Source organism: Enterobacter sp. 148H3 (genome assembly GCF_034107425.1).
Taxonomy (GTDB): domain Bacteria; phylum Pseudomonadota; class Gammaproteobacteria; order Enterobacterales; family Enterobacteriaceae; genus Enterobacter; species Enterobacter vonholyi.
In genome coordinates this window covers 123,007-136,217 of sequence record NZ_JAWNEI010000004.1, presented here as the reverse complement: position 1 = coordinate 136,217, position 13,211 = coordinate 123,007, and the positions used below count along the sequence as shown (strand labels likewise).

At 57.5% G+C, this 13,211-nt stretch carries 10 protein-coding genes; 8 read left to right on the top strand and 2 right to left on the bottom strand.

All coding sequences use genetic code 11. From position 1 onward, the window contains the following. The first annotated feature begins 82 nt into the window (after positions 1–82). From USH94_RS07285 to USH94_RS07270, 4 genes are all read left to right on the top strand, one after another. Positions 83–1,177 (top strand): HlyD family secretion protein, encoded by a 1,095-nt coding sequence (locus USH94_RS07285; RefSeq protein ID WP_047742414.1) that lies wholly within the window; start codon positions 83–85, stop codon positions 1,175–1,177. Then, positions 1,174–2,745: a DHA2 family efflux MFS transporter permease subunit gene (locus tag USH94_RS07280; protein ID WP_111963845.1), complete on the top strand. Its 1,572-nt coding sequence runs from the start codon at positions 1,174–1,176 to the stop codon at positions 2,743–2,745. The genes USH94_RS07285 and USH94_RS07280 overlap by 4 nt, the downstream gene beginning before the upstream one ends. Beyond that, positions 2,745–4,268, top strand: coding sequence for an efflux transporter outer membrane subunit (locus USH94_RS07275; RefSeq protein WP_111963846.1), 1,524 nt, complete (start codon positions 2,745–2,747; stop codon positions 4,266–4,268). Before USH94_RS07280 ends, USH94_RS07275 begins: the two co-directional genes overlap by 1 nt. Positions 4,269–4,373: 105 nt before the next feature. Beyond that, a complete protein-coding gene (locus USH94_RS07270) occupies positions 4,374–5,414 on the top strand; it encodes an aldo/keto reductase (RefSeq protein WP_111963847.1) in 1,041 nt (346 codons plus the stop codon). 113 nt (positions 5,415–5,527) lie between these two features. On the opposite strand, the gene USH94_RS07265 is transcribed toward USH94_RS07270, so the two are convergent. Continuing rightward, positions 5,528–6,631: a succinylglutamate desuccinylase/aspartoacylase family protein gene (locus tag USH94_RS07265; protein WP_111963927.1), complete on the bottom strand. Its 1,104-nt coding sequence runs from the start codon at positions 6,629–6,631 to the stop codon at positions 5,528–5,530. 297 nt (positions 6,632–6,928) lie between these two features. Here USH94_RS07265 and USH94_RS07260 point away from each other — a divergent pair, with 297 nt between their 5' ends. From USH94_RS07260 to USH94_RS07250, 3 genes are read left to right on the top strand one after another with little or no spacing between them, the layout of a single operon-like run. Next, positions 6,929–8,305, top strand: a complete 1,377-nt coding sequence (locus USH94_RS07260; protein WP_111963848.1) for a glycoside hydrolase family 1 protein — start codon at positions 6,929–6,931, stop codon at positions 8,303–8,305. A 51-nt stretch (positions 8,306–8,356) separates the two neighbouring features. Continuing rightward, positions 8,357–9,679, top strand: a complete 1,323-nt coding sequence (locus USH94_RS07255; RefSeq protein WP_111963849.1) for a PTS sugar transporter subunit IIC — start codon at positions 8,357–8,359, stop codon at positions 9,677–9,679. Between the two features lie 15 nt (positions 9,680–9,694). Next, entirely contained in the window at positions 9,695–10,411 is a 717-nt protein-coding gene (locus USH94_RS07250) for a GntR family transcriptional regulator (RefSeq protein WP_111963850.1), read from the top strand. Between the two features lie 42 nt (positions 10,412–10,453). Here USH94_RS07250 and ldtB read toward each other — a convergent pair whose 3' ends face one another. After that, positions 10,454–11,374 carry a L,D-transpeptidase gene (gene ldtB / locus USH94_RS07245; RefSeq protein ID WP_023335026.1) on the bottom strand — a complete coding sequence of 307 codons (921 nt, stop codon included), beginning with the start codon at positions 11,372–11,374 and terminating at the stop codon, positions 10,454–10,456. A 222-nt stretch (positions 11,375–11,596) separates the two neighbouring features. On the opposite strand from ldtB, the gene USH94_RS07240 reads away from it, so the two are divergent. Continuing rightward, positions 11,597–13,192: an ABC-F family ATPase gene (locus USH94_RS07240; RefSeq protein ID WP_024908697.1), complete on the top strand. Its 1,596-nt coding sequence runs from the start codon at positions 11,597–11,599 to the stop codon at positions 13,190–13,192. Positions 13,193–13,211: the final 19 nt, after the last annotated feature.

The window sequence follows — 13,211 nt, the reverse complement described above, 5'->3', positions numbered from 1 at the left end:
TCCTGGCAAACGTATAGCAACGTCCTAGCTTTAGTGAACGGCATAGTGTGATGCCGCTCACTGACAGGACCGTTGCTGAACTATGGCTGAAGATCAAAACCCGCCTGCTGACGAGCAGGACAAAAACAATAATGAGCGTAAGCGCCCGGGCAAGAAACCGTTAATTATCCTCGGCATTGTCGTCGTGGTAATGGTCGTCGTGGCGCTGGTCTGGTGGTTTTTAACCCGTAACGAAGAGACGACCGACGACGCCTTTACCGACGGCGACGTGGTGACGATTGCCCCGAAAACGGCGGGCTACGTCACCGAGCTGCGCGTGCGTGATAACCAGCGCGTGAAAAAGGGCGATTTGCTGGTGGTCATCGATCCGCGAGATACCACCGCGCAGCGCGATCAGGCCCAGGCCCAGCTTGGGCTGGCTATCGCGCAGCTGCATCAGGCCCAGGCGCAGCTGGCACTTTCAAAAGTCCAGTATCCCGCCCAGCGTGACGAAGCCAAAGCGCAGGTGCTGAAAGCGCAGGCCGATCTGGCTAACGCACAGGCGGAGTACCGTCGCCAGCGCGGCGTCGACCCGCGGGCAACCACCCAGCAAAGCATTGATTCCGCGAACGCTCAGCTGCGTAGCGCCCAGGCAGGGCTGGCCAGCGCCCAGGCGCAGCTGGAAGTGGCAGAGCAGGTACAGCTGCAAATCCGCCAGCAGGAAACCAACGTTGAAGCGCGCGAGCGTCAGGTCGATCAGGCGAAAGCGCAGCTTGAAACGGCCAATCTGAATCTCTCTTACACCGAAGTCCGCGCCCCGTTCGACGGATTTGTCACCAAACGCAACGTGCAGCCCGGCACGCTGGTGCAGGCGGGAACGGCGCTATTTTCACTGGTTTCGCCGAACGTGTGGGTGGTGGCGAACTTCAAAGAGTCCCAGCTTGAGCGCATGAAGCCGGGCGATAAGGTCACCGTGTCCGTCGACGCGTGGCCGGATATGGAGCTTGAGGGACACGTAGACAGTATCCAGCAGGGCAGCGGCTCGCGCTTCTCCGCCTTCCCGGCAGAAAATGCCACCGGTAACTTCGTCAAAATTGTGCAGCGCGTGCCGGTGAAAATCGTGATTGATAAGGGGCTCGATCCGAACAAACCGCTGCCGCTGGGGCTGTCGGTTGCACCGAAGGTGACGGTGGAATGACGGATCACAGCCACGACAGCTGGAAGCCCGCCAGCAATCCGTGGGCGGTGGCGATTGTCGTCACCCTGGCGGTGTTTATGGAAATTCTGGACACCACCATCGTCAACGTGGCGCTGCCCCACGTGGCGGGTTCGCTCTCGTCCAGCTATGACGAATCCACCTGGGTGTTAACCAGCTACCTGGTCGCGAACGGCATCGTGCTGCCCATCTCGGCGTTTCTGAGCCGGGTATTCGGCCGCAAGCAGTTCTTCCTGATCTGCATCGTCATGTTTACCGTCTGCTCGTTTCTGTGCGGGATTGCCACCGAGCTGTGGCAGATCATCCTGTTCCGCGTGATGCAGGGCTTTTTTGGCGGCGGGCTGCAGCCCACGCAGCAGTCGGTACTGCTCGACTACTTCAAGCCGGAGGACAGGGGCAAAGCGTTTGGGCTCTCATCCATCGCGATTATCGTTGCACCGGTCCTCGGCCCGACGCTGGGCGGTTGGATCACCGACAACTACTCCTGGCGCTGGGTGTTCTTTATCAATATTCCGGTGGGGATTGTCACGGTGCTGGCGATCTACCAGCTGCTGGAAGATCCGCCGTGGGAGAGCAAATCAAAAGAGAAGCTGAGTATCGACTGGACGGGGATCGGCCTGATCGCGTTAGGGCTTGGCTGCCTGCAGGTGATGCTTGACCGGGGAGAGGATGAGGACTGGTTCTACTCGAACTTTATCCGTACCTTCGCGGTGTTAACGCTAATCGGCATTATCGGTGCCATTTACTGGCTGGTGTATGCCAAAAAGCCGGTGGTGGATCTGCACTGCATGAAGGACCGCAACTTTGCCATCTCCAGCCTGCTGATGGCGGGGATGGCGATGATTTTGTACGGCAGTTCCGTGGTGATCCCGCAGCTGGCGCAGCAGGACCTGGGCTATACCGCCACCTGGTCCGGGCTGGTGCTGTCGCCCGGTGCGGTGCTGATTGTGCTGACTATTCCGCTGGTGCTGAAGCTGATGCCGGTTGTACAGACGCGCTGGATTATCGCCTTTGGCTTTACCTGTCTGGCGGTGTCGTTCTTCTGGTCGCGCACGCTGACCCCGGATATCGACTTCGAGACGCTGGTACTGTTCCGCAGCGCCCAGTCGCTGGGACTGGGATTCCTGTTTGTGCCCCTGACCACCATTGCCTTTATTTCGATCCCAAGACGGCTGAATGCCGATGCGGCGGCGCTGTTTACCATGTTCCGCAACGTGGCGGGCTCGGTCGGGATCTCGCTGTCGACGGCGGCCATCACCGAACGGTCTCAGGCGCACAGTGCGCACCTTGCGTACCACGCCTCGCCGTTTAACGAGCAGTTCCAGCTGGCAATACGCGAAAGCGCCCAGGCAATCCAGAACTTCACCACCCAGGTAGGGGACCCCACCGGCATCGCTACCGGGCGTATGTACCAGACCATGATTGAGCAGTCGCGCTTTTTGGCCTACATCGACGTCTTCACCATCCTGAGCGCCGTGGCCTTGTTACTGATTCCGTTTTGTTTGTTGCTCTCGCCGGTTAAGAGCGAGGGGAGTGCAGGAGCACATTGATGATACACAGACGTTTACACCCCCTGATGATAATGATGCTGCTGGCAGGCTGCGCCGTCGGGCCGGACTATCTGCCGCCCGCGCCGCCTGTCGTCACGCACTGGAACGATAAGGGCGACAGCAGGGTAAAATCGCAGACGACCTCCGCCGCGACAAACCCGCGCTGGTGGAAAACCTTTGGTTCGCCGCAGTTAGATAGCCTGGTTGAGCGCGCCATCGCCGGGAACCTGACGCTGCAGCAGACGGTGCTGCGCATCGCCGGAGCGCGTGAGCAGATTAACCAGGCGGGCGGGGCGTTTTACCCGTCGGTAAACGGCAATCTGCAGGCGACGCGTCAGCAGCTTGGGCTGGAAGGGGAGCTGAAGTCCCACGGCGTGTACGACCAGCTGGATAATGTCGATCCTGAGCTGCGGGGCGCGTTAGGCCCCCTGACGCAGCCGATCAACCTCTACCAGGGCAGCTTCGACGCCCAGTGGGAAATCGACCTGTGGGGCAAGGTACGCCGGCAGGTGGAAGCCGCCGAAGCGCAGCAGAAAGCCGCTATCGAGCAGCGTAACGACGCCCTGGTGTCGCTGGAGGCGGAAGTGGCGCGCGCGTGGCTCCAGCTGCGCGGGGCGCAGAGCATTATCGCCACGCTGAACACCCAGATTAAAAGCGCGCAGCAGACGCTGGATCTTACCGAAAGCCGCCAGCGCGGCGGACTGTCTCCACAGATGGACGTGGAAAACGCCCGGGCGCAGCTGGGCAACCTCGAAGCGCAACTGCCGCAGTATCAGGCGCAGGAGCGGCAGGCGATGAACGGCCTGGCGATCCTCCTCGGCAAGCCGCCGGGGGCGCTGGATGCCGAACTACAATCCGCGCAGCCGATGCCCGCGCTGCCGGATATCGTGCAGACCGGCATTCCGTCGACGCTTGCGCGACGGCGTCCGGACGTGCGCGAAGCAGAAGCGAACCTCCATGCCGCCACGGCGCAAATTGGCGTCTCGGTGGCGGAGCTGTTCCCGAGCTTTACCCTCTCCGGGCAGTTTGGCCTGCGCAACAGCGAAACCAACTGGCTGACCGACTGGAGCAGCCACTTCTACAGCTTTGGCCCGCAGGTCTCCATTCCCATCTTCCAGGGCGGGCGGCTGGTCTCCAGCGTGAAGGTGGCGCGCGCGCAGCAGGGGGCGGCGGTGCTGGACTATCGTCAGACGGTGCTCACCGCGCTTGGCGATGTCGAAAATGCGCTGGTGAGCTATCGCACCGACCAGCAGCGTGAAGCGGGCCTGGCGAAAACCATTGATGCCCTGCAAAACGCCTTCGATTTAGCCAGCGATAGCTACCGCCAGGGGATCGCCAGCTTTATTGACGTGCTGGACGCCCAGCGTCAGCTGGCGCAGGCCCAGCAGCAGCGCGCGCAGGCGCAGGTGCAAAGCGCCCTCGATCTGGTGGCGCTCTACAAGGCGCTCGGCGGCGGCTGGGAACCGTATCAGCAGGTGCAATTACCGGACTACAGCGTCTTTGGCGACGCCCCGCGCGGATAAATTCAGAGGATTGGGCAAGAAACGGACAGGAACACCACATTCGCGATGGCTGAGGGGCGGGTATAACTATCGTGTACCCCTTAAACGACATGCGAGGATTATCTTATGCGTTATCAAAAACTGGGCAATACCGGTCTGTTCGTTTCTGAACTGTGCCTCGGCACCATGACGTTCGGCGGTGAAGGCGGCATGTGGGGCAAGATTGGACAGCTCCAGCAAAGCGAAGCAGAACAGCTGGTGGGCCGCGCGCTGGATGCCGGGATCAACTTTATCGATACCGCGGACGTTTACTCGGAAGGGCGTTCGGAGGAGATCGTCGGCCAGGCGCTGAAAAACCTGAAAATTCCTCGCGAGAACGTGGTGGTCGCGACCAAAGTGTTCGGCGAAACCGGAACGGCAGGGGTGAACTCGCGCGGCAGCTCGCGCTATCACATCATCAGCAGCGTGAAGGAGAGCCTGCGCCGCCTGCAGCTCGATCATATCGATCTCTATCAGCTGCACGGCTTCGACCCGGCCACGCCGATTGAAGAGACACTGTATGCGCTGGATAACCTGGTGCAGCACGGCCACGTGCGCTATATCGGCGTCTCGAACTGGGCGGCGTGGCAGATTGCCAAAGCGCTGGGTATTTCCGAGCGTCTCGGACTGGCGCGTTTCGCATCCCTCCAGGCGTATTACACCATCGCCGGACGCGATCTTGAGCGCGAGCTGGTGCCGATGATGCAGAGCGAAGGCGTCGGGCTGATGGTATGGAGCCCGCTGGCAGGCGGCCTGCTGAGCGGAAAATATGGTCGCGACGGGCAGAGCGAAGCCGGTAGCCGCCGTCTGGAGTTTGACTTCCCGCCGGTGAACAAAGACCGCGCCTTTGACTGCGTGGACGTGATGCGCGTGATTGCCGAAAGCAAGGGCGTCTCCGTCGCGCAAATCGCGCTGGCCTGGCTGCTGCATCAAAAAGCCGTGACCAGCGTGATTATCGGGGCCAAACGCGTCGAACAGCTGGACGACAACATTGCGGCCACCGGGATCCGCTTAAGCGAAGACGAGCTCAAACAGCTGGATGCGGTGAGCGCGCTGCCGCGGGAATACCCTGGCTGGATGCTGGAGCGTCAGGGGGAATATCGCCGCAATCAGCTGGCGCAACAGTAACCTTTTTCATCAGGTGATTTTAAATTTCTTTGCCCATCGTTACAGCAATCGGCGAAAGCGGCTTATTTCACTGAGCATGCTTTTGCCGATTCAACGATGGGCTCTGGCGGAAATCAGCAACCGTCTTTGCAGGTTGCCGCTGGATTTTGCTCAAGAACTCTTACCAGCAGGGCTCGGGGTTCTCTTACTACATCCGTTCCAACTGACAGTACTTTGCCGTCCCGCTCTGCTGAATACTTCGCGACAACATCACCGAATGCATTTCGCTGCAGGGCGACTTCTTGTCCTGCTTTTACCGTATCGCCGGGCTTAACGAATACCTCCGCAAACCCACCCGTGGTCGCTCGTATTGAACTGATAGCATTACCAATATACGTTTTATTGCTGCTGGCGGTTGCGCCGATTTTGCCTTCAATCACCTTATAATGGATCAGTACATTGCGGGCACCTTCTACACCCCGGGCAATCATATCCTGCTGGTAAATCCTCGGCTCTCCCGTCTCGGCCGTTATCGCCGGGATACCATTTTGAATAAAGGTGGTTTCCATTGAGCCGGCTTCACCGGGATCTTTCTTAATTTGATCTGCCGGAAAAAGTTCTGCAATAGTCCGGGCATCCGCATTGCGGTAGTCGGCATAAATGAACAGCGGATAAGCCGTTCCGGTAGACTGGGTGTGATAGTCAATTGCCAGGTCGACATTTCCCTTGTAAACGTTATTCCACATCATCCATGCCTGACGCTCGGCAGGGTTACCCGTTTCTTTTCCCGGATGCACGCGGTTGTAGTCGATCGTCTCACCCCCATCGGTTGAAACGGACCATGTCCGGGAGACCCTTTCAAGGCCAGAACGGTTTGGACCAATAATGCCAATAACGCTGCCGTTCATTTTTGCAGGGTCCAGTTGTTCCATCACTTTTTGTACGATGCGCACTCCGTTTAGCTCATCTCCATGGACGCCCGCCTGCAGCAGAACTTTCTTCCCGTCCGTTTTCCCTTTTGCCACCATGATGGGTACATACCAGCGCTGTCCCGTTCCTGTCTCAACCCCCTCGAACATGAAGCGATGTTGTCCTGCTGTCAGGTCTGATACATCCAGAGTCGAGATGACCGGCACTCCCTGTACCTTATCACCCGTATACACCGTTGCCGCGTAAGTCATTGAGCATGGCAGCGCTAAGCTGAGAGCGAATGCGATACGGCCAGTAGATATCTTCATGAGCGTCATTTTCCATTTGATAGAGTTAAGATTTTTACTTTCCGGCCTGGGCCGTGGTTCGTGCTCATTAAGTTAATAGTGATTTTATGAGGCCAGCCAGTGGCACGAGCGGGAAATGTGATTTTGCATAGGCTAAGGCACCGGCTTCAATAACAGGGTTTGCGCGATTCATTTCCTGCCCGACGTTTCTTTCCGACATGCCTCACAAAAAACGATCCTCCGCTTTGATCGACATGCCATCTTAACCTATATGACTAGTCATGAATTTTTAAATGACTAGTCATATAGGGAGAGACCATGAACAATCAGCTGCCGGCAAACTTTTTATGGGGCAACTCGGTATCGAGCATGCAGACGGAAGGTGCCTGGAATGAGGGCGGAAAGGGGATGTCGGTGTACGACATTCGTGAAGCCGGGGAGAATGTCTCCGACTGGAAAGTGGCGACCGACTCCTATCACCGCTACCGTGAGGATTTCGACCTGATGCAGGATCTGGGGATGAACTGCTACCGCTTCCAGATCTCATGGAGCCGCGTCTGCCCGCTGGGTGACGGCCCGTTCAACGACGAAGGCATCGCGTTTTACGACCGCTTTATCGACGATCTCATCGCCCGCGGCATCGAGCCGATGATCTGCCTGTACCACTTCGATATGCCGCTGGCGCTGGCGCAGGAGTACAACGGCTTCAACGACCGCCGCGTGATGGACGCCTTTATCCGCTACGGCAAAAAGATGATCGACTGCTATGGCGATCGCGTGAAGTACTGGCTGACCTTCAACGAGCAGAACATCTTCCATATGCCGGAAGCGTTTCGCATTTCCGGCTACATGAAAGGGGAGAAAACCCTGCGCGAGCTGTACGAGCTGCAGCACCACACCATGGTGGCGCACATGTCGCTGACCGAGTACCTGCACCAGACTAAACCGGGCCAGCTGATGGGCGGCATGCTGGCGCACCAGCTGATCTACCCGGCCACCTGCAAACCGCGCGATATTTTCTGCGCCCAGCAGTATGACGAATTTCTTAACCAGAACCTGCTGCGCGTCTTTGCCGGGCAGGGCTACAGCCCGGCGGTGATGGCGGTGGTGGAGCAGGAGGGCTTCGGCGATATCTACCGCGCTGAAGATTTAGCGCTGCTGGCGCGCACCAAAAACGACTATATGGCCTTCAGCTACTACGCCAGTAAAACGCTGGACAGCGATGCGATCCCGGAAGGCACGCCCGTGAACTATTACCTGCTGCACGGCGAGAAAAATAACCCGTATCTGAAAGCCACCGAGTGGAACTGGCAGATCGACCCGCTCGGTTTTCGCACCATCATTACCCGCTATTACAACGACTGGCGCCTGCCGGTATTCCCGATCGAGAACGGCATTGGGGTGATTGAGTCCTGGGACGGCGTGAACCCGATTGAGGACAACTACCGCATCGACTATCACCGGGCGCATATCAATGCCATGAAAGAGGCGATGTTCGAAGACGGAGCAGAAGTTATCGGCTACCTCGGCTGGGGCCTGATCGACATTCTCAGCTCTCAGGGTGATATGCGTAAGCGCTACGGCGTGGTCTATGTCAACCGTGAAAACCACGACCTGAAAGACCTGAAGCGCGTGCCGAAGAAGAGCTACGCGTGGTTAAAACAGGTTATCCATACCAACGGACGCGAGATGTAAGCCGTACGCTGCCGGGCCGTTTTTGTGACTGATTGATGGGAAATATCCGCTATGTCTGAAACAAAAATAACACCGCACATGCAGTCTTTTGTCGATAAATTTGTAGAGTTCTCGGCGCGCCTGGCAAACCAGGTGCACCTTCGCTCCCTGCGCGACGCCTTCGCCACGGTGATGCCCATTTTCATCCTCGCCGGTCTGGCGGTGCTGGTGAACAACGTGGTGTTTCCGTGGATTTTTCACGGCGACACGCTCGCGCAGTTTAAGGTGTGGGGCGAGGCGATTATCAACGGCACGTTGAACATCGCCGCGCTGCTGCTAGCCCCGATGATTGCCTGGTCGCTGGCGCGCAACAAAGATTTCGACAATCCGGTCTCGGCAGTGGTTATCGCCGTCAGCAGTTTTATCATCATGATGCCGATGCGCTTACAGGTTACGCCCGTTGGCAGCGACGCTGCGGTGAACGTCACGCAGGTGCTGACGTTCGCCAATATCGGCTCAACCGGCATTTTCGCCGGGGTGCTGATTGGGCTGCTCTCAACGGAAGTGTTTATCGCTATTTCGCGCCTGAAGGCGCTTAACATTTCACTCGGTGAAAACGTGCCTCCAGCGGTGAGCAAATCTTTTACCGCGCTGATCCCGACGATCCTCACGCTCTCTTTGTTTGCGGTGCTGGCGGCGATACTGGCAAACGTGCTGCATACGGACCTGATCCATCTCATTACGACCTTTATCCAGCAGCCGCTGCGGCTGATCAACACCAGCCTGCCGGGGACGATTTTTATCTACAGTTTCGGTAACTTCCTGTTCACGCTCGGTATTCATCAGTCTGTCGTTAACAGCGTGGTGCTGGAGCCGTTCCTGCTGATCAACACCAACGAGAACATGCTGGCCTTCGCCAACGGCCAGCCCATCCCGCATATCATCAACAACATCTTCGTGCCGACGTTTGGCATGGTGGGCGGCACGGGCAGCACCATCTCGCTGCTGATCGCCATCTTTATCTTCTCCCGTCAAAAATCGGCGAAGCAGGTGGCGCGTCTGTCGCTGGCGCCCGGTTTATTCAACATTAACGAGCCGGTGATCTTCGGCCTGCCGATCGTGTTTAACCTGCCGCTGATGATCCCGTTTGTGCTGCTGCCCGCCATCGGCATTTACTTCGCCTGGCTCTGTACCACGCTGGGGTTAATGTCGCGCTGCGTGGTGATGATCCCCTGGACCACGCCGCCAATTCTCAGCGCCTGGCTGGCGACGGCGGGGGACTGGCGCGCGGTGGTGGTGCAGTTGGCAATCATTGTATTTGGTGTATTCTTCTACCTGCCTTTCCTCAAGATTGCCGAGAGAGTGGCGTTGAAAAACAGCGGGATAGAAAACTAACTGAAAGGAAGGACGATGGCGGCGAAGTACATCACCATAGCGCGGGAAATCAAGAAACGCATTATCAGCCAGAAGTACGCCGCCAATGAACCGCTCCCGGACCAGTTTGCGCTGGCGGCGGAGTTCAGCACCAGCCGGATGACCATTCAGCAGGCGATGCGCCAGCTGATCGTTGAAGGTCTGGTCTATACCCGTCAGGGCCAGGGCACGTTTATCCGCAAAAACTTCCTCCAGCTCTCGCAGTGGGATCTCTCCGGCAGCGACTACTTCGGCGCGACTAAAACCTGGGAACACCTGGGCAAGGTAACCAGCCAGGTGGTGCATTTTGAGCTGCGCTTCCCGAACGAGAAAGAGCAGGCGTCGCTGATGATAAATGCCGATGCGCCGATCTATGATTTCATTCGCCTGCGTTTGCTGAACGGTGAACCTATGTCGCTGGATTCCACGGTGATGCCGATGAATCTGGTGCCGGGCCTGACGAAAAACCATCTTGAAGGTTCAGTGTTCCAGTACGTGCAGGAGACGCTGGGGCTGAAAATTATGGGGTCGTATCGGGTGGTGCGGGCGCTTAAGCCCAGCGCGCTGGACAGGGAGCATCTGGTCTGCGAGGAAACCGATCCGGTCCTGGAGGTAGAGCAGGTCATTTATCTGGAAGATGGCACAGCGCTGGAGTATGCCCACTGTCACTATCGGTACGACCACGGCGGGATTGTGATCGTGAATAACGGGTAAAAAAAAGCGGGCAACGAGGCCCGCTTTTTTAATGCTTCTCTATCAGTTCAAACGCACCGGCATACCGGAGCGGTTCTGCACGGCCTGGTCAACAATCGCCGTTTCAACGTCTGGCTGAGAAGTCACCGCCTGTACCGCGCTGTTCAGCGTAACAGGAACGACTTCGTTGTTGTTGATCTGGTCTTCGCTGGTGGACAGCGGGTTGTGCACTTCGATGTAGCGGCTGCCGTCTGGCTCAGAGGTCGCTTTCACCGGTTCGTTGATGAACTGCACGCGCGTACCGACCGGCACGTTTTCGAACAGGAATTTAATGTCATCGTTACGCAGGCGCACGCAGCCGTGGCTCACGCGCAGGCCGATACCGAAGTTGGCGTTAGTACCGTGGATAGCGTACAGGCGACCAATGTACAGGGCATACAGACCCATCGGGTTATCCGGGCCTGCCGGTACTACGGCTGGCAGCGGTTCGCCCGCAGCGATGTATTCCGCGTGCATTTTGGCAGTCGGCGTCCAGGTTGGACCCGCTTTCTTACGCTCGACTTTCGTGGTCCAGTTCATCGGGGTGTCTTTACCCAGCTGGCCGATACCGATTGGCAGCACGATAACGGTGTTGGTGCCTTTCGGGTAGTAATACAGACGCATTTCGGCGCTGTTAATCACGATACCTTCATGAACGGTATCCGGCAGGATCAGCTGCTGAGGAATATTCAGCACGGTACCCGCTTTTGGCAGATACGGGTCAACGCCCGGGTTTGCTTCCAGCATGTTAGACAGGCCCAGCTGGTACTGCGCGGCGAAATACTCCAGCGGCTGAGAGTTACCCTCAGGAACCGTCACCACTTGGTTTTGACCCACCAGACGGCTTCCGTCGGTCGGCAGGGGATACGTCACCGCAGACGCGGTCTTACAAAAACCTACTACGGCTAACGCCGCCGCAAAAAGCGTTGTTAATTTCATGTTCATGTTGTGCGAGGTATCTAAGCCATTCTGGCGATGAGTTGATAAGTCTGAATCTGTGATGGGAGCGCATTATATGTGCATTCCCGCTAACAGGGAATTCAGATGTGTACGAAATCACATTTTTTTCGATTTTGTTAAAGTTTAGTGGATTGCCGCAACACGGGATCTCAATTCGGAATTGTGGCATAATGCCGTGTTTATCACACTTTTCGCAGGAATCTCCCCGTGTTAGTTACCAGCAACGTCACTATGCAGTTTGGCAGTAAGCCGCTGTTCGAAAACATTTCCGTCAAATTTGGCGGCGGCAACCGTTACGGCCTGATTGGTGCCAACGGTAGCGGAAAATCCACCTTTATGAAGATCCTCGGCGGCGATCTGGAGCCGACCCTCGGCAACGTCTCGCTCGACCCTAACGAGCGTATCGGTAAGCTGCGTCAGGATCAGTTCGCCTTCGAAGAGTTCACCGTGCTCGACACCGTGATCATGGGGCACGCGGAGCTGTGGGAAGTGAAGCAGGAGCGCGATCGCATCTACGCGCTGGCCGAAATGAGCGAAGAAGATGGCTATAAGGTGGCCGATCTGGAAACGCAGTACGGCGAGATGGACGGTTATTCTGCGGAAGCGCGCGCGGGCGAGCTGCTGCTGGGCGTGGGGATCCCCGTTGAACAACATTACGGCCCGATGAGCGAAGTCGCCCCTGGCTGGAAGCTGCGTGTGCTGCTGGCACAGGCGCTGTTCTCTAACCCGGACATCCTGCTGCTCGACGAACCGACGAACAACCTGGACATCGACACCATCCGCTGGCTGGAGCAGACGCTGAACGATCGCGACAGCACCATGATCATCATCTCGCACGACCGTCACTTCCTGAACATGGTCTGTACGCACATGGCGGATCTCGACTACGGCGAGCTGCGCGTGTATCCGGGCAACTACGACGAGTACATGACCGCGGCCACCCAGGCGCGCGAGCGTCTGCTGGCGGATAACGCCAAGAAGAAAGCGCAGATTGCTGACCTGCAGTCCTTCGTCAGCCGCTTCAGCGCCAACGCCTCTAAGTCGCGTCAGGCAACCTCGCGTGCGCGTCAGATCGACAAAATCAAGCTGGAAGAGGTTAAAGCCTCCAGCCGTCAAAACCCGTTCATCCGCTTCGAGCAGGACAAGAAGCTGTTCCGTAACGCGCTGGAAGTGGAAGCTCTTACCAAAGGCTTCGATGAAGGCCCGCTGTTTAAAAACTTCAACCTGCTGCTGGAAGTGGGCGAGAAGATTGCCATTCTGGGCGCCAACGGCGTGGGTAAATCCACCATGCTGAAAACCCTGGTCGGCGAACTGCAGCCGGACAACGGCACCGTGAAATGGTCCGAAAACGCGCAGATTGGTTACTACGCGCAGGACCATGAATATGAGTTCGAGAATGACCTGACCGTCTTCGACTGGATGAGCCAGTGGAAGCAGGAAGGCGACGACGAGCAGGCGGTGCGCAGCATTCTGGGTCGTCTGTTGTTCAGCCAGGACGACATCAAGAAGCCGGCTAAAGTGCTTTCCGGTGGCGAGAAGGGACGCATGCTGTTCGGCAAGCTGATGATGGAAAAACCAAACATCCTGGTGATGGACGAACCGACTAACCACCTGGATATGGAATCGATCGAATCCCTGAACATGGCGCTGGAGATGTATCAGGGCACCCTGATCTTCGTCTCTCACGACCGTGAGTTCGTCAGCTCGCTGGCGACCCGCGTGATCGAAATTACGCCAGAGCGCGTGGTGGACTTCACCGGTAACTACGAAGATTACCTGCGCAGCAAAGGTATCGAGAACTAAAAACGCCGGGTGGCGGCTT